Annotated in this window: 18 protein-coding genes and 2 tRNA genes; 8 read left to right on the top strand and 12 right to left on the bottom strand. The window is 65.7% G+C overall.

Annotated elements, in window-relative coordinates; translation table 11 throughout:
- Positions 1-3: 3 nt before the first annotated feature.
- Positions 4-1,428 carry a response regulator gene (locus KU884_RS19180; RefSeq protein ID WP_167783796.1) on the top strand — a complete coding sequence of 475 codons (1,425 nt, stop codon included), beginning with the start codon at positions 4-6 and terminating at the stop codon, positions 1,426-1,428.
- A 24-nt stretch (positions 1,429-1,452) separates the two neighbouring features.
- Here the strand turns inward: KU884_RS19180 and nfi are convergent, their stop codons facing one another.
- From nfi to thiS, 6 genes are all read right to left on the bottom strand, one after another.
- A complete protein-coding gene (gene nfi, locus KU884_RS17375; RefSeq protein ID WP_254432104.1) occupies positions 1,453-2,049 on the bottom strand; it encodes a deoxyribonuclease V in 597 nt (198 codons plus the stop codon).
- A gap of 81 nt (positions 2,050-2,130) precedes the next feature.
- Positions 2,131-2,430 carry a DUF6763 family protein gene (locus KU884_RS17370; protein WP_167783794.1) on the bottom strand — a complete coding sequence of 100 codons (300 nt, stop codon included), beginning with the start codon at positions 2,428-2,430 and terminating at the stop codon, positions 2,131-2,133.
- A 221-nt stretch (positions 2,431-2,651) separates the two neighbouring features.
- A complete protein-coding gene (locus tag KU884_RS17365; protein ID WP_167783793.1) occupies positions 2,652-3,689 on the bottom strand; it encodes an NADP(H)-dependent aldo-keto reductase in 1,038 nt (345 codons plus the stop codon).
- Between the two features lie 30 nt (positions 3,690-3,719).
- Complete coding sequence (gene trmB / locus KU884_RS17360; RefSeq protein WP_217351391.1) at positions 3,720-4,430, bottom strand: tRNA (guanosine(46)-N7)-methyltransferase TrmB; 711 nt, start codon at positions 4,428-4,430, stop codon at positions 3,720-3,722.
- 4 nt (positions 4,431-4,434) lie between these two features.
- Positions 4,435-5,217, bottom strand: coding sequence for a thiazole synthase (locus KU884_RS17355; protein WP_167783791.1), 783 nt, complete (start codon positions 5,215-5,217; stop codon positions 4,435-4,437).
- 11 nt (positions 5,218-5,228) lie between these two features.
- Positions 5,229-5,429, bottom strand: coding sequence for a sulfur carrier protein ThiS (thiS, locus tag KU884_RS17350; protein WP_167783790.1), 201 nt, complete (start codon positions 5,427-5,429; stop codon positions 5,229-5,231).
- A gap of 103 nt (positions 5,430-5,532) precedes the next feature.
- Here thiS and KU884_RS17345 point away from each other — a divergent pair.
- Positions 5,533-5,606: transfer RNA gene (locus KU884_RS17345), tRNA-Gly, on the top strand.
- 99 nt (positions 5,607-5,705) lie between these two features.
- On the opposite strand, the gene KU884_RS17340 is transcribed toward KU884_RS17345, so the two are convergent.
- Positions 5,706-6,203, bottom strand: a complete 498-nt coding sequence (locus KU884_RS17340; protein ID WP_167783789.1) for a host attachment protein — start codon at positions 6,201-6,203, stop codon at positions 5,706-5,708.
- Between the two features lie 190 nt (positions 6,204-6,393).
- On the opposite strand from KU884_RS17340, the gene KU884_RS17335 reads away from it, so the two are divergent.
- From KU884_RS17335 to KU884_RS17320, 4 genes are all read left to right on the top strand, one after another.
- Positions 6,394-8,613, top strand: a complete 2,220-nt coding sequence (locus KU884_RS17335) for an AsmA family protein (RefSeq protein ID WP_167783788.1) — start codon at positions 6,394-6,396, stop codon at positions 8,611-8,613.
- Positions 8,613-9,680 (top strand): A/G-specific adenine glycosylase, encoded by a 1,068-nt coding sequence (mutY, locus tag KU884_RS17330; protein ID WP_167783787.1) that lies wholly within the window; start codon positions 8,613-8,615, stop codon positions 9,678-9,680. Before KU884_RS17335 ends, mutY begins: the two co-directional genes overlap by 1 nt.
- 2 nt (positions 9,681-9,682) lie before the next feature.
- Entirely contained in the window at positions 9,683-9,955 is a 273-nt protein-coding gene (locus KU884_RS17325) for an oxidative damage protection protein (protein ID WP_167783786.1), read from the top strand.
- A 53-nt stretch (positions 9,956-10,008) separates the two neighbouring features.
- Positions 10,009-10,084: transfer RNA gene (locus KU884_RS17320), tRNA-Phe, on the top strand.
- A 119-nt stretch (positions 10,085-10,203) separates the two neighbouring features.
- On the opposite strand, the gene KU884_RS17315 is transcribed toward KU884_RS17320, so the two are convergent.
- A complete protein-coding gene (locus KU884_RS17315; RefSeq protein WP_167783785.1) occupies positions 10,204-10,815 on the bottom strand; it encodes an outer membrane protein in 612 nt (203 codons plus the stop codon).
- Between the two features lie 365 nt (positions 10,816-11,180).
- On the opposite strand from KU884_RS17315, the gene KU884_RS17310 reads away from it, so the two are divergent.
- Both KU884_RS17310 and KU884_RS17305 read left to right on the top strand, forming a co-directional pair.
- On the top strand, positions 11,181-12,593 hold the full coding sequence (locus KU884_RS17310) for an NAD-dependent succinate-semialdehyde dehydrogenase (protein ID WP_254432278.1): 1,413 nt from the start codon (positions 11,181-11,183) through the stop codon (positions 12,591-12,593).
- 285 nt (positions 12,594-12,878) lie between these two features.
- A complete protein-coding gene (locus KU884_RS17305; protein WP_167783783.1) occupies positions 12,879-14,969 on the top strand; it encodes a 3-hydroxyacyl-CoA dehydrogenase NAD-binding domain-containing protein in 2,091 nt (696 codons plus the stop codon).
- Between the two features lie 161 nt (positions 14,970-15,130).
- Here KU884_RS17305 and KU884_RS17300 read toward each other — a convergent pair whose 3' ends face one another.
- From KU884_RS17300 to KU884_RS17285, 4 genes are all read right to left on the bottom strand, one after another.
- Positions 15,131-15,778, bottom strand: a complete 648-nt coding sequence (locus tag KU884_RS17300) for a DUF429 domain-containing protein (protein WP_254432103.1) — start codon at positions 15,776-15,778, stop codon at positions 15,131-15,133.
- A 104-nt stretch (positions 15,779-15,882) separates the two neighbouring features.
- The gene (gene egtD, locus KU884_RS17295; RefSeq protein WP_167783781.1) at positions 15,883-16,866 is read right to left on the bottom strand and encodes an L-histidine N(alpha)-methyltransferase; all 984 of its coding nucleotides are present in this window, start codon (positions 16,864-16,866) and stop codon (positions 15,883-15,885) included.
- Between the two features lie 268 nt (positions 16,867-17,134).
- Positions 17,135-18,637, bottom strand: a complete 1,503-nt coding sequence (glpK, locus tag KU884_RS17290) for a glycerol kinase GlpK (RefSeq protein WP_167783780.1) — start codon at positions 18,635-18,637, stop codon at positions 17,135-17,137.
- 64 nt (positions 18,638-18,701) lie between these two features.
- Positions 18,702-19,541: an MIP/aquaporin family protein gene (locus KU884_RS17285; protein WP_167783779.1), complete on the bottom strand. Its 840-nt coding sequence runs from the start codon at positions 19,539-19,541 to the stop codon at positions 18,702-18,704.
- Between the last annotated feature and the right edge of the window lie 99 nt (positions 19,542-19,640).

Below are 19,640 nucleotides of genomic sequence, written 5' to 3'. Positions count from 1 at the left end.
GGAATGGCTTTGAACAGGGCGCTGGTGGTGGATGACTCCCGCCTGGCGCGGGTGGCACTGAGCAAACTGCTGACGCGCCGTGGCCTGGAAGTGGATGTGGCCGGTTCCGGTGGTGAGGCGCTGGATCATCTGCGTCATGCCGTGCCGGACGTGGTGTTTCTCGATTACATGATGCCGGACATGGACGGCTTCGAGGCAGCCCAGGCTATCCAGGCGTTGCCCGAGTGTCCGCCCGTGCCTCTGGTGATGTACACCTCCCAGGACAGCGATAACGATCGAATCCGTGCGCGGGAGATCGGCATCTGCGGTTTCCTCTCCAAACCCACCAGTGAGGACGGGCTCGACCACGTCCTGCACCAGGTGCAGTCCTGGGAGCCGCCGGTGGCTGCTGCCCCGTCGGCGACACCGGAGGCCCAGCCTTCCTCTCCCGTCGGGCCGGACTCCGTTGAGCCGCCTGCGCCGGCTCCGTCGCCTATGGGCTCCACCGATCCGGACCCGGAGCCAGCGTGGCAACCGGATCCGGAGCCTGCTCCCACGCCAGTGGATGAGCCCGAACCGGAGGACGTTTCCGGACACCGGCGGCCGGAGCCGGTGGTGCCGGCCGAGACACCTGTCTCTGCCGAGCCGGAGCCGACAGCCGACTCCGCCGCGGTCCCACCCCCGGCGCCGGAGGTGGATGTTGCCGCCATCGAGCGGCGGGCGGAGGAGGCCGCCCGCAGCGCCGCCACCGATGCGGTCGGCGCCCGGCTTGATGAGGCCAGCATCCATTGGCAGCACCAGCTTGACCGCATGGGTGCCGAGTTGCGTGAGAGCCTGCGGGAAGAGTTGGCTGGCGGTGCCTCGGTGACACCCGAGGATCTCGATCAGCGCCTGGATACCCTGCGCGAGGAGTTGACCGTATCCCGCCGGGAGGTGGTCCGGGAAGCCACCGAGGCCGCCCGGAGCGCCGCCCAGCAGGCGGTGGCGGAAGTCTCTGCCAGCCTGCAGCAGGAGGCGCAGCAGGTGGCGCGATCCGCCGCCGAACAGGCAGTGCAGGCGGGCCTGGCGCACCAGGAGGCGCAAGCATCCGGCGACGATGAGCTGACTGAGCAGGTGGACAGCCTGCTGGCGCAGCGCCTGGAGGGGCTGGCGGACAGTGAAGTCTTTCGTGAACAGCTGATCGCCTCCTTGAACGACCATGGCGTGCCGGTTCTGAAGAATGCCCTGGATCAGTGGGTGCGGGACCGAGCCGCCGAGGCGGCGACCTCGGCGGTGGAGTCAGCGGTGGAGAGTGCCTCCGAGGCCATGCTGCGGGAGGCTGCCGCGGCCGCCGCGGAGGAAGCCGCCGCCGAGGCCCATGCAGCCCACGCCCGCACGCGCCGCTTTACGCTGGTGGGCGGCCTGGTGCTGGCCGTCGGGGTGCTGGCGGCACTGCTGCTCGCGGTCTGAGCCGGCAGCGGCGCACCGGACTCATTACCGCCCTGAAGCGGTGCGGTCGGCTGCGCGGATCGGCTCCGGCAGTCGGTATCGCGACGTACAGGCCAGCACCCAGCGCACCGCCGCCTGATGGTCCACCCGGTGTCCCGGGGAGACGTACAACGGTTTGACGCCGGTTCGGCTGCGAAGGACGGTACCGATTCTCTCGCCCCCGTCGTACAGCGGTTCTTCCTCGCCCTTGTTGTTGCCCACCGGCGCATGTTCGCCGCACAGGCGGCTCTTGCCGACGCCGATGGCGGGGCGGTCCAGCCACAGTCCGAGATGGGCGGCGATGCCGAAGCGCCGCGGGTGGGCGATGCCCTGGCCGTCGCAGAGCAGGAGGTCCGGGAGCGCAGGGAGTTCGGCCATGGCTGACAGGACCGCGGGCATTTCCCGGAAGGAGAGGTAGCCGGGGATATACGGGAATGCAACGGCAGCCCGGCCGACGACCGTGGTAACCGGGGCAAGGTCCGGCCACCGGACAACGGCGATACAGGCCCTCGCGGTCGCACCACCATCCTCGAACCCGGTATCCACTCCGGCGATGGTCGTGACCGCGGCGGTGTCGTCCTGCAATCGCACCAAGGGCGCCATTGCGCGCTGCACGGCGCCGGCGCTTTTCAGATCACGGGGCCATGTCGCGGGAACGGGAGAGACGCTGTCTTCCATTCCCGTTCAGCGGTCGAAGTCGAAGCCGTCCAGGGGGTTGCCGTTGAAGCGCATGGATACGCTGTCGTCGGTCCCCATGCCGTAGTCCTCTCGGGAAATGTCCAGTGAGCCGGAGTAGTCCTCCGGCGGCTCGATGGCGACCAGCTCCAGCTCGAGCCAGGTTTCCATGTCCAGTTCCTCGATGGCGCCGTCGAAGTACTGTATTTCCAGGGTACCTTCGTCCGGGTCCAGCGCCACGACCTCGAAGGCCTCCCCCGTAGCTGTTTCGTACCAGTCACCGATAACGGGTTGGTAATGCATACCCATGCCTGTTCCTCCCCCGCGGCGCGGCATACCTGCCGTTTGACAGAGGCAATCGGATAAGCCGGGCCGAAGGCCCGGGTGTCAGGTGGCCCCGCCGATGTGTGGAAGACGGGGACGCCGCACGTCCTTGGGACGCTCCTTCTAGGTATAGAAGCCGGGAACGACAAGGGCAAGCCGCTGCGGCACGCTCCGGTGCCCTCGTGCCCGGCCTGGTGGCTCGCGGATTACGGGCAGGGATTGGGCATGCGTGCGTGAATGGCCTCGATGCCTTCCCGCACCTCGTCGCTCAGTGCCACCTGCATGCTGGCAATGTTGCTGCGCAGCTGTTCCATGGTGGTGGCGCCGATAATGTTGCTGGTGAGGAACGGGCGGCTGTTCACCCAGGCCAGGGCCATCTGTGCCGGGTCCAGCCCATGCTCCCGGGCCAGTGCCACATACGCCGCTGTGGCCGTCTTGCCGGCGTCGTTCAGGTAGCGCTGGAAGCGGTCATAGAGAGTCAGTCGCGCACCGTCCGGCCACTGGTCGTTCAGATACTTGCCGCTGAGCATGCCGAAACCCAGCGGCGAGTAGGCGAGCAGGCCACACTGCTCGCGGTGGCTGACTTCGGCCAGTCCCACCTCGTAAGTGCGGTTCAGCAGGCTGTAGGGGTTCTGCACTGTCTGCATACGGGGCCAGCCGCGCGCCTCGGCCAGCTGCAGGAACTTCATCACCCCCCAGGGCGTTTCGTTGGACAGGCCCACCCAGCGGATCTTGCCCTCGCGCACCAGCGTGTCCAGGGTCTCGAGGGTGTCTTCCAGCGGGGTCATGATGTCGTCCCGGTCCTTGGGCGAGAAGCCCAGCCGGCCGAAGTAGTTGGCACTGCGGGCCGGCCAGTGCAGCTGATAGAGGTCGATATAGTCCGTCTGCAGCCGTTTCAGGGAGCCATTCACCGCCTCGCGCAGTTGCTCCGGGGTGTGTCGGGAAGCGCCGTCGCGGCAGTGATCCAGACCGGGCCCGGCAATCTTGCTGGCGAGAATCAGGCGATCACGGTCCTGGCGGCCCTTCAGCCAGGTGCCGATGTACTGCTCCGTGAGGCCCATGGTGTCTGCCTTGGGCGGCACCGGGTACATCTCGGCGGTGTCAATGAAGTTCACACCCTGGTCCACGGCGTAGCTGAGCTGCTCGTGTGCCTCCGCCTCGGTGTTCTGTTCGCCCCAGGTCATGGTGCCCAGGCAGATGGTGCTCACCTCGGTGCCGGTGGTGCCCAGCGGACGGTATTCCATGGTCACTCTCCCCTTGATGTTGTAGGACGTTCAGGTCGCGCGGTCGTCCGACCGGCGGCGGTAGACGAGATCGCGCACCGCGTGCCCCTTGCGGGTGCCGCGCTCCTCGAACTTGGTGCGCGGGCGCTCGCCGGGCGAGTCCGCATAGCAGCCCGCGCCGTAGACGTTCTCGAAACATGGGTTCGCCTCCATCACGGCGAGCATGTGTTCGGCGTAGTCGTCCCAGTCCGTGGCCAGATGGAGCCAGCCGCCGGGCTGCAGGCGGCTTGCGGCAAGTTCCACCCAGTCCGGTTGCACGATCCGGCGCTTGTGATGGCGCTTCTTCGGCCAGGGGTCCGGGAAGTAGAGCTGGATGCCGGCCAGGGAGCCGGGGCGTAACTGGTGGGTCATGACCTCGACGGCATCACCGTCGATGACCCGGACGTTGGTCAGCCCCTGTTCGGTGACCAGGTGCAGCAGCCGCCCGATGCCGGGGCGGTGGACCTCCACGCCGAGGTAATCGCGCTCCGGGTGGGTTGCCGCCATTTCCGCCAGGGACTCGCCGTTGCCGAACCCGATCTCCAGAATTACCGGCGCCGACCGGCCGAAGGTTGCCGCCAGGTCCAGGGGTTGCTTGTCCGCCGGCAGGCCGTACTCGGCGTAGTGCGCATCCAGGGCCCGTTTCTGGCCCTCGGTCAGTCGCCCCTCGCGGCGGACGAAACTGCGCACATAGCGGTGATGCAGGGGCTGGTCAGTGCTCATGGGCTCAGAAGAACGTGCCGTCGAGGGGGGAGGAGGCGCTGGCGTTGCGTTTCCGCGGAATGCGCCCGGCCAGGTAAGCGTCGCGGCCGGCCGCCACGGCATTGCGCATGGCCCGGGCCATGCGCACGGGCTCCCGGGCGCCGGCAATGGCGCTGTTCATCAGCACCCCGTCGCAGCCGAGCTCCATGGCCACTGCCGCATCGGAGGCCGTGCCCACACCGGCGTCAACCAGCACCGGTACACCGGCGTTGTCGATGATCTCCAGCAGGTTGTACTTGTTCTGGATGCCCAGCCCGGAGCCGATGGGTGCCGCCAGCGGCATCACCGCGACACAGCCGATCTCCTCCAGCTGCCGCGCGGCAATGGGGTCGTCGGTCATGTACACCATGACCTGGAAGCCGTCCCGCACCAGCTCCTCGGCGGCGACGAAGGTCTCGCGCATGTCCGGATACAGGGTCTTTTCGTCGCCCAGCACTTCCAGCTTCACCAGCGTGTGGCCGTCCAGCAGCTCCCGGGCGAGGCGGCAGGTGCGCACGGCATCCCTGGCCGTATAGCACCCGGCAGTATTGGGCAGAATGGTGTAGCGGTCCGGCGGAATCACGTCCAGAAGGTTCGGCTGGTCCGGGTCCTGGCCCAGGTTCGAACGGCGCAGGGCGACGGTGACGATCTCGGCACCGCTGGCGGTAATCGCCGTATCCGTCTCATGCATGTCCCGGTACTTTCCGGTGCCTACCAGCAGGCGCGACTGGTACTCGCGCCCGGCGATAACAAGGGGTTCGTCGCTCATGGGACTCCTTTTCAGCCACCGCCGATGGCGTGAATGATCTCCACCCGGTCGTCCGCGCGAAGTTGCCGTTGCGGGAACTGGCTGCGCGGGACCACATCCTCGTTGATCTCCACGGCGATACGCCGCTGCGACAGTTGCAGGCGCTCGATAAGGTCAGCCACCGTGATGGCTTCCGGAAGCTGCGTGGTTTCGCCGTTCAGCTGAATGTTCATGGTGCTCGTCAACGACTCGTTGCCAGGCGGCAGTCTACAACATGTCCGGCCGCACGGGGCTTGCCAATGCCTGTTGTTCCCCGCTAAATTGCATGCGGGTCATGCGGGTGTAGTTCAATGGTAGAACGGGAGCTTCCCAAGCTCTTAATGTGGGTTCGATTCCCATCACCCGCTCCACTTTCCCTGCGGTCCCAGTGATTCCTCACGGTTTCCGATTGACTGAATGACGAAGCCCCGGTGTCTTGGCCGAGGCTTCGTCCCTGTGTTGCTGTTCTGCTAGTGCTGTGCCCGATTTCGCCGCCGGGGTATATGCCCGTCATTGGCCAGGCGTTCGTGCAGTTTCCGGGGCGACAGCTTGGCGAGATCCTTGGGTACCTCATGGAGATCGACGCCGGGGGGTATGGCGTTCTCCAGCTTTGGACGCAGGAACCCGAGCATGCGCTTTTCGGCGCACAGGACCACGCGGCGGGTGCCGTTGGCGCGGGCCATAGTGTCGAGTTCCTGGGCGATCTCGCGGGCGAAGCGCCGTTCGCACTCCGCGTCATAATCTTCACGGTGGTCATCGTAGCCGTGGGTAGGACCGTTCGCCGTTCGGTTGCGGCCGGTACGGGGGTCGGCGAGCAGATCGTCGCCATGGGCCTTGTGCTCGGGGTTGGTCATGGTCTTCTGCTCGACCAGGTCCGGGCCGGATTCCATTTCGGGGAGTTCGGGTTTTTCGACAGTAAAGAAGCGCGCTCTTGATCCTTCGGCAACGACCACACAGTAACGACTCATACGTGATCTCCCATGTTAGCGGCGAGGGCCGCGTTCACGCACGTACAGGCACCCTCCCGGCTCCGGGGAGCCGCGGCGCCCGTCCGGGGGACTTCCCGGGTTCCGGTCAGACTGACCGGAGACAGTCCCTGTTTCAGGGTCCCCAGTCTCAAGTATAGTTGCCTGACATACAGCTTACAGGGATGCCGACATGGCCCGGGTGATCAAGTGGTTGGCGTTGGGTGTGGTGGCGGTGGTGGCACTGCTGGTGCTGCTGGTGGTAGCCATCATTCTGCTGGTGGATCCCAACGACTACCGGGACGATATCGGTCGCATCGTCGAGGAACAGACGGGCCAGGAGCTGGTGATTGAAGGTGACATTCGCCTGTCGTTCTTCCCCTGGTTGGGGCTGGATCTGGGGCGTACGCGCCTGGAGAACCGCGAGGGTTTTGGAGACGATCCGTTCGTGAGCATCGAGAGCGCCGGAATCGCCGTGAAGCTGATGCCCCTGCTGCGGCGCGAGGTGGTTCTGGACACCATCCGCCTTGATGGCCTGCGCGCCAACCTGATCGTCAATGAAGATGGTGACGCCAACTGGGATCTGGATCTTCCGGCTGACGACGACACCGCGGCGGATGAGCCCGCCGTGGTCGAGGATGATACCGACGCCGTTACCGACCCGGCGCAGCTCCCGGTCACCATCGGCACCATCCAGGGCGTGCGCATCACCGACCTGCACGTGAACTACGAGGACTGGCAGACCGGTGCACGGCACCAGGCCGGACCGGTCAACCTGAGACTGGGCGAACTGCTTCTGGATGAAGATGTATCCCTGGATGCCGACTGGGTGGCGAGTCTGGACGACGACACCCGCGTCGAGGGTTCCCTGGACGGCTTGCTCCGGGCGAGCAGTGACTTCCAGCAATTCCGCGCGATTCTCACCAATCTCGAGATGCGTGCGTTCGCGGAAGGGTTGCCGGAGGACAGCCTGGAGCTGGAGCTGAGTGCGGCGTTCGACGCGGACCTGCAGCAGGACACCGCGCGCCTGTCGGATTTTGTCGCCAGGGTGGCCGGGCTGCGGCTCGATGCCGCTGCCAATATCTCCGCGCTGAGCACCGACCCCCGGGTGGAGGGCACCTTCGGTATCCCGGAAACCGATCTGCGGCGTGCGCTTGAGCGCATGGACATCGAACTGCCTGAGATGGCCGATGACGAGGCCCTGCGGCGCTTCTCTCTGGAAGGTGCGTTCACCGCGCTGACCGAGCGGGCGGATATCACCGAGCTTGCCATCCGCCTGGATGACACCCGGCTCGACGGCACCGCCAGCATCACCGATTTCGCCACGCAGGCGATCCGGTTCGACTTCCACGGCGACCGTTTCGATGCCGATCGCTACCTGCCGCCGGGCAGCGACGATGAAGGCGGGGGCGCTGTTGCCGTGGGTGATGCTGGCGATGAGGACGCGGAAGCCGCAGAGATTCCGCTGGAACCGTTACGCGATCTCAACCTGGACGGGCGTTTCCGGCTGGACGAGCTGCGCGTGGCAGGTTTCGACGTCAGCGACATCGACATCAACGTCACCGCCGCCGATGGCACGATCCGGGTTCATCCCCTGGTGGCCAGGCTCTATGAGGGGGAGTACCAGGGCGATATTCGCCTGGACGCCACCGGCGACGCACTGCGTGTCAGTGCCAACGAGCGCCTCAGCGGTGTCCAGGCCCAGCCCATCGTCAAGCAGTTCCTGGGGCGGGACCTGTTGCGCGGCCGGGGCGGCTTCCGGCTGCAGGCCGAGACCTCCGGGCTGGATCCCATGGCCATGCTCCGCGAACTGGTCGGGGAGGTTGAACTCGACTTCGCCGATGGCGCCGTGGTGGGGCTCAACCTGGCACAGATGGTTCGTAATGCCACCGCCCGCATGCAGGGGCAGAGCGTCCGGGAGGTTGACGAGCGCACCACCGACTTTACCAATCTGCGCGCGCTGCTGCGCATCGACAAAGGTCGCATTCGCAACGATCGATTGACGATCCAGTCGCCGCTGTTCCGTGTGGAAGGCGGTGGTGAGGCCAATATCTTCGAGCAGACCGTCGACTACGCCCTCAACGTGAACCTGGTGGGGTCGCTGGAGGGTCAGGACGGTGCCAGCCTGGATGACCTCCGCCGGGTCCCCATCCCGCTACGTTTCAGCGGTTCCCTGCTGTCTCCGGACATCAACCTCGATCTGCAGGCGGCACTGACCGCTCAGCAGCGCGAGCGCCTCCGGGAAGAGGAAGAAGCCGTTCGCGAGCGCGCCCGCCAGGAGGAAGAGCGGGCCCGGGAGCGGGCGCGGCAGGAGGAGGAGCGTGCGCGGGAGCGCCTGCGCGAGGAGCGTGATCAGCGGGAAGGCGAAGCGCGCGACCGGGCCCGGGACCAGTTGCGCCGTCTGCTGGACTGATGCAGCTGCCGGAGGAGGAAATCGAGCGGTTTCGTGTCCGCCTGCTGGCCTGGTATGACGCCAACGGTCGCCATGAACTGCCGTGGAAGCAGCCGGCGACGCCCTACCGGGTGTGGGTGTCCGAGATCATGCTCCAGCAGACCCGGGTCAGCGTGGTGGTGCCTTACTTCCGTGCCTTCATGGAACGCTTTCCCGACGTGCAGGCGCTGGCGCAGGCACCGGCAGACGCCGTCATGGCCCAATGGTCGGGCCTTGGCTATTACGCCCGTGCCCGCAACCTGCACCGGGCCGCACAGGTCATCGCTGCCGAACACGGCGGCCAGATGCCCACGGACCGGGAAAGCTGGCAGGCCCTGCCGGGCGTCGGCCGCTCCACCGCCGGCGCCATCCTGTCGCTGTCCATGGAGCAGCGACACGCCATCCTCGACGGCAACGTCAAACGCGTCCTGGCGCGCTATGGCGCGATCCCGGGTTGGCCGGGCCGTACCGCCGTGGAGCGGGAGCTCTGGGCGCTTTCCGAACAGCTCACGCCGGACGCCCGCTGCGCCGACTACAACCAGGCCATGATGGATCTTGGCGCCACGGTGTGTACCCGCAAGGCACCTGCGTGCCTGCTCTGTCCGCTGAGCCAGGACTGCCGTGCCCGGGCCGTTGGCGAACCGGAGGCGTATCCGGAGCCCAAACCGCCCAAGCGACTCCCCGTGTGCCGCACCCGCATGCTGCTGCTGGAATCCGACCAGGGCGTACTGCTGCAGCGTCGCCCGCCGACGGGCATCTGGGGCGGGCTGTGGAGCCTTCCGGAAGCACCGGCTGAGGACGATCCCCTGGCGCACTGTCGTGAGCAGCTGGGCCTGGAGGCCGCGGTCCCCGAGTACTGGCCGGCCTTTCGCCACACCTTCAGCCATTACCACCTGGATATCGAGCCCGTGCGCCTGCGTGTTGCCGGCGACGCCGGACGCGTCATGACAGGGGGCGAGGCCATCTGGTATAACGAGCGCACTGCGCTGGACCGGGGGCTGGCCGCTCCCGTGAGCCGATTGTTGCAGCAATGGCATCGAGGAGCATGAACATGGGTCGCACCGTCCACTGCGCCAAGCTGGGCCAGGAGCTGGAAGGGCTGGAAAAGCCGCCTTACCCCGGCGAGCTCGGGCAGCGCATCTACGAGAACATCTCCAAGCCGGCCTGGCAGGAGTGGATCAACCACCAGACCATGCTCATCAACGAGTACCGCCTCACCCCCGTGGATCCGAAGGCCAGGAAGTTCCTCGAAGCGGAAATGGAGAAGTTCCTCTTCAGTGGCGGCGCGGCACCGCCGCCGGATTACCAGCCCCCGGAAGAATGATCGACGGGGTGCCTTGACGGTTTCCGCCTGATCGGGTTCAATGTGCCGCCTTGGGCCGGGTAGCTCAGTCGGTAGAGCAGCGGATTGAAAATCCGCGTGTCGGCGGTTCGATTCCGTCCCCGGCCACCAAATACGCCTGTTAAAGAAAAAGGCTTGCGGGTTTTCCGCAAGCCTTTTTCTGTGATGCACCTCCCCAACGCTCAGGGTATTCGCGGGACCTTCAAGCTCTGTCCGGGGATCCTGCTGGGTCAGAAGCGATAGTTCAGCCCCAGGCTCACGGAGCCGACCGTGATCTCGATTTCCTCGGTGGCGGCAGGGTAGTCGATCTCCAGATCCTGCAGCGCCCGCCCGATGATCTCCGCGTTGAGTTCCACGTTGTTGGTCACGCTGAAGGTATATCCGGCCCCCAGACCGAACGACAACAACCCCTCGCTTGAAGAGCCGTAGCCATCAACACGGTAGTCCACGCTCGTTTGCCCGACTTCGAGGATTCCATATAAAAAGTGCGGGCCGGTCATGTATCCGAGGCTTGTGCCCACGGAGGCGAGCGCGTTTACCTCCAGGCGGGAGTCCCCGTACAGGTCGATGTCCGCGTCCAGGTTCTGCAGTCGCGCATCAAAAGAGTAGCCGAACCCTTCATCGAAGGACCGGTAGCTCAGTTTGATGCCGAGTCCCGATGTATCGTCGTCACTCTCATCGGAAACCGATGACCCGAAGGCCGAAAATGTGGAATCGGCGGTCACCGTATTGGAGTGGCCGTAGACCCCGATACCGATGCCGGACCAGGGGCTGGCGTCGGCAAGCGTCGGGCAGGCAAACAGACCGGTTGCCAGCAGCAACGCGTTTGCCCTTGTTCGCATTCTGGTTCCCTTCAACAACTGTTTCCCTTTCAGCTTCCGGGACGGGTAATGTGACCCGGGCGCGCCGATGATAATCCTGGCGGCGGTTCAGGGGAAGGAACGTCGCACCGGGTGCCCCCTGCCTTTCCGGCCTCTGCCGGAGTGCCCCCGCGCACCTGTAACATTTTTTGCGATTGACTCAGCCGGGACCGTCCCCACATCCCCCCGATAGATGCTAGGCTCATGCGTCGGAAATGAAATACCGTTCCGCACCGCGCAACGGCACCGAACAATACCAGAGCAGCATCAAGGCCGAATCCGGTCGAGGAGGATCTACCGTGAGTCTCAGTCTGAACGATTCCCAGCTCCTGAAGAGCCAGGCGTATATCGGTGGTGAATGGGCGCCTGCCGGCAACGGCGGCACCTTCGCCGTGAACAATCCGGCCACCGGCGAGAGCCTGGGCACGGTCCCCGACATGACCGCTGCCGACGCGCGCCAGGCGATCGCGGCAGCCGAGGCCGCCTTCCCCGAGTGGAGCGCCATGCCGGCCCGCAAGCGCTCGCAGCTGCTGCGCAAGTGGTTCGACCTGATCCAGCAGCATGCCGATGATCTGGCGGCCCTGCTCACCGGCGAGCAGGGCAAGCCCCACGCCGAGGCCAAGGGCGAAGTGCTGGGTGGTGCCGCCTACGTCGAGTGGTTCGCCGAAGAGGCCAAGCGCATCGAAGGCGATGTGCTAAGCCCGCAGACATCCAGCCAGCGTGAAGTCATTCTGAAACAGCCTGTGGGCGTGGTGGGTGCCATCACCCCCTGGAACTTCCCGTCCTCCATGATCACCCGCAAGGTCTCCCCGGCCCTGGCCGCCGGCTGCCCGGTGGTGATCAAGCCGGCGGAAGACACGCCGCTGTCCGCCCTGGCCCTGGCCGAACTGGCGCACCGCGCCGGTATCCCGGCCGGCGTGGTGAACGTGGTCACCGCCAGTCACGGTGCCGACGTGGGCAAGGAACTCTCCACCAATCCGACGGTGCGCAAGCTCTCCTTCACCGGCTCCACCGCCGTGGGCAAGCTGCTCATGAGCCAGGCCTCCGACACCGTCAAGAAGGTCAGCCTGGAGCTGGGCGGCAACGCGCCGTTCCTGGTGTTCGACGACGCCGACCTGGACGGCGCGGTCAAGGCCGCCACCATGATGAAGTTCATCAACACCGGCCAGACCTGCATCTGCGTCAATCGCCTGATGGTCCATGAGAACGTCTACGACGCCTTCATGGAGCGCTTCACCGCGGCTGTGGACTACCTGAACGTCGGTAACGGCGCCGAAAAGGGCGTGACCACCGGTCCGCTGATCAACGACAAGGGCCTGGAGAAGGTGGAGAGCCTGGTCAGCGATGCCGTGGCGAAGGGTGCCAAGGCCGTGCGTGGCGGTAAGCGCCACGACCTGGGCGGGACGTTCTACGAGCCCACCGTCCTCACCGACGTGAAGCCGGAGATGGCGTGCTTTGGCAACGAGATCTTCGGCCCCGTGGCGCCGGTGTACAAGTTCAGCTCCGAGGACGAGGCCGTGCGCCTGGCCAACGATACCCCCTACGGCCTGGCTGCCTATTTCTTCACCAAGGACGCCGGCCGCATGTGGCGCGTGGGCGAGGCCCTGGAGTACGGCATGGTCGCCTGCAACACCGCCCGCTTCGTCCACGAGGCCATGCCGTTCGGCGGTTTCAAGGAATCCGGCATCGGCCGCGAGGGCTCCAAGTACGGGATTGAAGAATACCTGGAGACCAAATTCCTTTGCATGGGTGGGCTGTAACGCAGTAAACCGCAACGGAAATCGGGGCTGCGACGGAATCTGCCCCGGTGGCGGGCCGGCGTTCCGGTCACGGACCGTCTCCAGCCATGGACGGCTGGAGACGAGCCTACAGGGATGTACTTGCGGCGTGTCCGTGACCGGAATGCCGGCTCGCCAGCCCAGGATGGTGCCGTCACCGATGGCTTCTGATGCCGGACACACGAACAGACAACGCGAACCAGATACCGCCTGCCCGGACCGATCCAACGGCCGGCACGGCGCAGTAACAAGCAACAGGAGGACCCCATGAGCGACGCAGTCAGTTACGAAGTCAAGGACGGAGTCGGTGTCATCACCGTCAACAACCCGCCCGTCAACGCCCTGGGCCAGGCCGTGCGCCAGGGCCTGAAGGAAGGTCTGGAGAAGGGCCTTGCCGACAGCAGCGCCGAGGCGCTGGTGGTAATCGGCGGCGGCAACACCTTCCCCGCCGGCGCCGACATCCGCGAGTTCGGCAAGCCGCCCCAGGAACCCAGCCTGCCGGACGTCATCGATGCCTACGAGAACAGCGACAAGATCGTGGTCGCCGCCATTCATGGCACTGCCCTGGGCGGTGGCCTGGAAGTGGCGCTTGGCTGTGACTACCGCGTGGCTGTAAAGTCCGGCGCCGTGGGCCTGCCGGAAGTCAAGCTGGGTCTGTTGCCCGGTGCCGGCGGTACCCAGCGCCTGCCGCGGCTGGTGGGCCCCCAGGCCGCCCTGGAGATGATCACGGCGGGCAACCCGGTGAAGGCGCCGAAGGCCAAGGAGATGGGCATCATCGACGCGCTCGTCGGTGACGATCTGGAATCCGAGGCAATCGCCTACGCCAAGAAGCTGGTGGCTGACGGTGCCCCGCGCCGCCGCATCTGCGACATGGAGGCCAAGCCCGAGTCTGCCAGCCTGTTCGACGACTTCGAGAAGGGGCTGCAGAAAAAGGCCCGCGGCTTCCTGGCCCCCTTCCACTGCGTCAAGGCCGTCAAGGCCGCCGCGGAACTGCCCTTCCAGGACGGCCTCAAGCGCGAGCGTGAACTGTTCCAGGAGCTCATGGAGTCGCCCCAGTCCAAAGCGCAGCGCCACGTGTTCTTTGCCGAGCGGGAAGTCACCAAAGTGCCCGGCGTGAGCAAGGACACGCCCAAGCGTGAGATCAAGAAGGTCGGCATCGTCGGCGCCGGCACCATGGGCGGCGGCATCGCCATGAACTTCCTCAACGCCGGCATCCCGGTGATCATCAAGGAGGTCAAGCAGGAGGCACTGGACAAGGGCCTGTCGGTGATCCGCAAGAACTACGAGAGCACCGCCAAGAAGGGTCGCATCTCCATGGACGATGTGGAGAAGCGCATGGGCTTGCTGAGCTCCACCCTCGACTATAACGACTTCAAGGACGTGGACCTGGTCATCGAGGCCGTCTTCGAGAGCATGAACGTCAAGCAGGACGTCTTTGAGACCCTGGACAGTGTCTGCAAGCAGGGCGCCGTGCTCGCCAGTAACACCTCCACGCTGGATATCAACAAGATTGCCTCGTTCACCAGCCGGCCGGAAGACGTCTGTGGCATGCACTTCTTCAGCCCGGCCAACGTCATGAAGCTGCTGGAGAACGTTCGTGGTGAGAAGACGTCCGATGAAGTGGTCGCCACGATCATGGATGTCGGCAAGAAGATTGGCAAAGTGCCGGTGTGCGTGGGCGTGTGCGACGGCTTCGTCGGCAACCGCATGCTGCACAAGCGCCAGGCGGAGGCCGTGGCACTGGTGGAAGACGGTGCCAGTCCCGAGCAGGTGGACAAGGTCCTCTACGACTTCGGCTTCCCCATGGGGCCGTTCGCCATGTCCGACCTGGCCGGCCTGGATATCGGTTACAGCATTCGCCTGGAGCGCCGCAAGGCCGGTGACCCGGATGCCCAAGAGCTGAGCTGGCTGGACAAGCTGGCGGAACAGGGCCGCTACGGGCAGAAGACCCAGGCGGGCGTGTACAAGTACGAAGAAGGCGACCGTACGCCGAAACCGGATCCGGTCACCGCCGAGATCATCGACCAGCACCGCAAGGACAAGGGCATCACCCCGCGGCAGGTGACTGACCAGGAAGTCCTGGAGCGGTGCATGTACGTGATGGTCAACGAGGGCTCCAAGATCCTGGAAGAGGGTATCGCCGCCCGCGCCCTGGACGTGGACGTCGTGTGGATCTATGGCTACGGCTTCCCGGTCTACCGCGGCGGCACCATGTTCTGGGCCGACCAGGTGGGCCTCAAGGAGATCCATGATCGCGTCAGCCAGTTCTACAAGGAACAGGGCGGCGAGCAGTGGAAGCCGTCGCCGCTGCTGGAGCAGCTGGCGAAGGAAGGCAAGGGCTTCCACGACGCCAAGTAAGTCGATGCGGCCATAGTGATTGGGGGCTCGGGACCAGTGCCCGGGCCCCGTTTTTCTTGGTTCATGGTCCCCACCCCCACGGTATCTACGTCCGCTACGGCGGGATGGTTGGCTCGTCATGCCGCTTCGTAGGGTGCATCAAGATGCACCCTATGGATTCCCTACGCCCGGATCACCATGGGCAGGCCGTACGCATCCCTTTCCGGTGCCTCGGGCATCGACACGGCCTGCCCCCGTGCAATCCGTCCCGCACTCCAGAACGCCGCCACGGCGTCCACCAGGTCATCCGGTGCGTACCGCTGCCCGGCCAGGGCGCGCTTCGTTGCCGCCAGCGCTCCCGGGAGGTTCTGTTCAATGAGGGCGGCGCGCTCCCAGTCACCCGCGGAGCGCTTCTTGTTGTGGGTCATGGGCGAACCGCCGTTCCAAACCATGAAGCTCACCTCCGGGTGCACCTCGTGGATGCGCTCGGCCCAGTCCCGCCGCTCCCGCAGGAAACCGTCCATTGCCCGGATCAGCGGCACGATGTTCCAGGCCTGGCGGGAGAGTGCGCGGCCGCATTTGGCGCGGCCAATTGCGCAGGCCTCCGGGTAGTCTTCAGCGTCGATCATGCAACGCAGCGGGGCGGGGAAAACGCTGCTGCCCCGGGGGCGCCCGAGGGCAGCGCGCGCCGCCCGGTCGCAGTCTCGCGGCCCGGTGTCCGACAGGCCCATGGGGATGTCCACGCCGACGACCACTGGCTGCGGAACCAGCGTGTCCAGGTCGCTGAGCTGGTCCAGGAGCGCGGCACGCACCTGGCCCGGTTGGTTCACGTTGCCCCAGACACATAGCCAGCGGCCGCGGCAACCGTCCATGCCAGCCACCGTCTGGCCAGCGTCATCCTGCCCTGAGTGCTCGGGCACCACGCGCCGTAGCCTTACACCGTCGACGGGGTGAGGTAGAGCACGTTGAACCAGCGCCGTTCATCGGTCCAGCCATCCGTGACATCGAAACCGGCCCGGGCGGCAACGTCACGGATGCCGCCGTCGGAGTACTTGTAGCTGTATTCGGTGACGATACGGTCGTCAGGATCAAACTGAAAGCTGCGCCCGCCAACGGCAATGTGCTGTCGGCCCTGGCTGACAAGGTGCATCTCGATGCGGCTTTCGGCGTCGTTCCAGACGGCCTGATGACGAAAACCCTTCGGGTCCAGTTTGGCGCCGAGTTCCCGTTGCATGCGCCTGAGCAGGTTGAGGTTGAACTCGGCGGTGACTCCGGCGGCGTCGTTGTAGGCGGCTTTGAGGATCTCCGCGTCCTTGCGCCGGTCCACGCCCAGCAAGAGCCCGCCGTGCGTGTCTAGCAGTCCGCGGAAGCGGCCCAGAAGGCGTGCCGCCTCCTCCGGCGGGAAGTTGCCGATGGTGGATCCCGGGAAGAAGATCACCGCGCTGCGGTGCTCCGGGATTCCTTCCGGCAGCGAGAACGGTTGTGTGAAGTCCGCGCACACCGGGTGAACGGGCAGCGCCGGGAACTGTTCGCGCAGGGGCCCCAGGCTCGCATGCATGTGCTCGCCGGAGATCTCCACCGGCACGTAGCCTGCCGGTGACTGCAGATGCTGCAGGACCAGTCCGACCTTGGCGCTGCTGCCGCTGCCCGGCTCGATCAGCAGCACGCGGGGCCCGAGCCGCTCCCCGAGGGCCGGACCGGAGCGCTCGAGAATGGCCATTTCCGTGCGGGTGGGGTAGTACTCCGGCAGTTCGCAGATGCGATCGAACAGCTGCGAGCCCGCCTCGTCGTAGAAGTACTTCGGCCAGAGCTGCGCCGGTGACCTGGCGAGACCGTCCAGGACATCGTCGAGAAACCGCTGTGTGGAGTCGGTTCCGGAGTCCGGCGCTGCCGGCTGGTCCTGGGTGTCGTCGCGCATGGTGTCCATTGTCCTTGCCGGGTGTCGGCTCAATCTGGTGATGGGCAACCCGTGGAGACCCGGCACAGACTGCCATGCTGCAAGGGTCGTGTCGCCATGGTTGCGTGCGCCCGCGGCGTGACTCCCATCGGACAATCACGGGCCTGGTCGTGATGCTCCCGTATTGTATTGGAAATGTCGAACTTCTGTGCATGGAAGGCCGGCGTTTCCCGGCTAAAGGGAATGCAAGACCGGCACGGCGTCTCGCCGTGCCGGTGGGACGCAGCGGTCAGTCCTCGTCCTTGTCCCAGTGCATGGTGCGCCGCACGGCCTTCTTCCAGCCCCTGTAGCGCTGCTCTCTGACGGCCGGGTCCATGTCCGGGGTGAACGTACGATCCAGGGCGCCCTTGTTGACCACCTCGTCCTTGGTCCACATGCCGACGGCGATGCCCGCCAGATAGGCGGCACCCAGGGCCGTGCTCTCGGTTACCCGGGGTCGCTCCACACTGACGCCCAGCATGTCAGCCTGGAACTGCATCATGACGTTGTTGGCAACCGCGCCACCATCAACCCGCAAGGCCTTCAGGGTGATCCCGGAGTCCGCCTGCATGGCGTCGATGACGTCCTTGGTCTGATAGGCCAGGGAGTCCAGCGTGGCGCGGGTGATGTGCTCCTTGCGGGTGCCCCGGGTGAGGCCGAAGATGGCGCCGCGGGCGTACATGTCCCAGTAAGGTGCGCCCAGGCCGGCGAACGCGGGCACCACGTACACGCCGCCCGAATCCGGAACCTTGCCGGCGTAGTACTCGGAGTCCTCCGCCGAGTCGATGAGCTTGAGCTCGTCGCGCAGCCACTGCACCGCCGCCCCCGCGATGAAGATCGCCCCCTCCAGGGCGTACTCCACCTTGCCGTCCAGCCCCCAGGCGATGGTGGTCAGCAGGCCTGACTGGGAGGGTACTGGGGTCTCGCCGGTATTCATCAGCAGAAAGCAGCCGGTGCCGTAGGTGTTCTTGACCATGCCCTTCTCGAAACAGGTCTGGCCGAACAACGCCGACTGCTGATCCCCCGCGATGCCGGCAATGGGGACCTGGGCGCCTCCGAACATCTCCTTGCCGGTGGTGCCATAGACCTCGCTGGAGGGGCGGACCTCCGGCAGCATGGACCGGGGGATGTCCAGCTCCTGCAGCATCCGCTCGTCCCACTCCAGGGTGTGGATGTTGTACAGCAGGGTGCGGGAGGCGTTGCTGTAGTCGGTGACATGCCGTTCGCCGCGGGTGAGGTTCCACACCAGCCAGGTATCCATGGTGCCGAACAGCAGCTCGCCGCGCTCGGCGCGTTCACGCACGCCGGGCACGTTGTCCATGATCCAGCGGATCTTGGTGCCTGAGAAGTATGCGTCCACCACCAGGCCCGTCGTGCTGCGGATGGTTTCCTCCAGGTCGCGCGCCTTAAGTTCGTCGCACAGGGGCGCGGTACGACGGTCCTGCCAGACGATGGCGTTGTGTACCGGCTTGCCGGTCTCTCTGTCCCACACCACCGTCGTCTCGCGCTGGTTGGTAATGCCGATACCGGCGACCTGGGAGGGCTTGATGCCGTTTGTCTCCAGAACTTCCCGAGCCACGCCCATCTGGGCGCCCCAGATCTCCATGGCGTCGTGTTCCACCCAGCCGGGCTCCGGGTAGTACTGGTTGAACTCCTTCTGGGCGATCCCGACGATATTGGCGTCACGGTCGAACAGAATGGCGCGGCAGCTCGTGGTTCCCTGGTCGAATGCCAGGATGTAGGGCTTTTCCATGGTGCAACTCCTCCGAACCTTGTCTTGATTGGTCTGTACTGACGTTGTGGTGGTTCCGGGGCGCTCAGGCGCCCGGATCGTGTTCCTCCGCCGCGTTCCGGACGCTCACCGCCGGGGCGTGCTGCAGGCCGGTGAATGCTGCCACCACGCAGGCTGCAAGAATCCCCAGTGCGATCAGCATGGCGGTGGGGCTGGCTGCCTCGAACACGAAGGCGTAGAAGAGGCCTCCCGCGGTCCCGCCGATCAGCGGGCCGATGACCGGAATCCAGGCGTACTGCCAGTTGGAATCACCCTTGCCGGCGATTGGCAGGACGAAGTGGGCAATACGCGGCCCCAGGTCCCGGGCGGGGTTGATGGCGTAGCCGGTGGGTCCACCCAGGGACAGGCCGATGGCGAAGATCAGCAGCCCGATGATCAGCGGGTTGAGTCCTTCGGTGAACTCGTTGGCGCCGATGAACAGGATGCCCAGTACCAGCACGAACGTGCCGATGATCTCTGAGAGCAGGTTGCCCGGCGTGTGCGGAATGGCCGGATCGGTGCTGAACACCGCCAGCTTGGCTCCTTGGTCCTCCGTGGCGGCCCAGTGCGGATAGTAGGCCAGGAAGACCACGCAGGCGCCGATGAAGGCGCCGATCATCTGCGCGAGGATGTAGGCGGGCACGTCTGCCCAGGGGAATGCGCCAATGGCGGCCAGCCCCACGGTGACGGCCGGATTGATGTGGGCGCCACTGATGTCGCCGACGGCGTAGATGGCCAATGCCACTGCCATGCCCCAGCCTGCCGTGATCACGATCCAGCCGCCGGCCTGGGCCTTGGAGTGGTTCAGCACCACGCCGGCGACCACGCCGCCGCCGAAAATGATCAGGATCATCGTCCCTATGATCTCGCCGATGAAAGGTGTCATCGTCTCTTCTCCTCCGTTTTATTGTGATCCCGGAGTCCGACGCGTGGGCTATCTGGCCCGTCGTTGGTTGTCGCGCCGCCTCCGGGTTGTTCGCTGCAG

It is taken from the genome of Aquisalimonas sp. 2447 (assembly GCF_012044895.1).
GTDB lineage: Bacteria > Pseudomonadota > Gammaproteobacteria > Nitrococcales > Aquisalimonadaceae > Aquisalimonas.
The sequence above is the reverse complement of the archived record's forward strand: the minus strand, read 5'-3'. Positions and strand labels throughout refer to the sequence as shown.

Bases quoted from the DNA above. Each gene is read 5' to 3' on its own strand.
- KU884_RS19180 (WP_167783796.1), top strand. From the start codon at position 4: ATGGCTTTGAACAGGGCGCTGGTGGTGGATGACTCCCGCCTGGCGCGG.
- nfi (WP_254432104.1), bottom strand. From the start codon at position 2,049: ATGGCGCCCTTGGTGCGATTGCAGGACGACACCGCCGCGGTCACGACC.
- KU884_RS17370 (WP_167783794.1), bottom strand. From the start codon at position 2,430: ATGGGTATGCATTACCAACCCGTTATCGGTGACTGGTACGAAACAGCT.
- KU884_RS17365 (WP_167783793.1), bottom strand. From the start codon at position 3,689: ATGGAATACCGTCCGCTGGGCACCACCGGCACCGAGGTGAGCACCATC.
- trmB (WP_217351391.1), bottom strand. From the start codon at position 4,430: ATGAGCACTGACCAGCCCCTGCATCACCGCTATGTGCGCAGTTTCGTC.
- KU884_RS17355 (WP_167783791.1), bottom strand. From the start codon at position 5,217: ATGAGCGACGAACCCCTTGTTATCGCCGGGCGCGAGTACCAGTCGCGC.
- thiS (WP_167783790.1), bottom strand. From the start codon at position 5,429: ATGAACATTCAGCTGAACGGCGAAACCACGCAGCTTCCGGAAGCCATC.
- KU884_RS17340 (WP_167783789.1), bottom strand. From the start codon at position 6,203: ATGAGTCGTTACTGTGTGGTCGTTGCCGAAGGATCAAGAGCGCGCTTC.
- KU884_RS17335 (WP_167783788.1), top strand. From the start codon at position 6,394: ATGGCCCGGGTGATCAAGTGGTTGGCGTTGGGTGTGGTGGCGGTGGTG.
- mutY (WP_167783787.1), top strand. From the start codon at position 8,613: ATGCAGCTGCCGGAGGAGGAAATCGAGCGGTTTCGTGTCCGCCTGCTG.
- KU884_RS17325 (WP_167783786.1), top strand. From the start codon at position 9,683: ATGGGTCGCACCGTCCACTGCGCCAAGCTGGGCCAGGAGCTGGAAGGG.
- KU884_RS17315 (WP_167783785.1), bottom strand. From the start codon at position 10,815: ATGCGAACAAGGGCAAACGCGTTGCTGCTGGCAACCGGTCTGTTTGCC.
- KU884_RS17305 (WP_167783783.1), top strand. From the start codon at position 12,879: ATGAGCGACGCAGTCAGTTACGAAGTCAAGGACGGAGTCGGTGTCATC.
- egtD (WP_167783781.1), bottom strand. From the start codon at position 16,866: ATGCGCGACGACACCCAGGACCAGCCGGCAGCGCCGGACTCCGGAACC.
- glpK (WP_167783780.1), bottom strand. From the start codon at position 18,637: ATGGAAAAGCCCTACATCCTGGCATTCGACCAGGGAACCACGAGCTGC.
- KU884_RS17285 (WP_167783779.1), bottom strand. From the start codon at position 19,541: ATGACACCTTTCATCGGCGAGATCATAGGGACGATGATCCTGATCATT.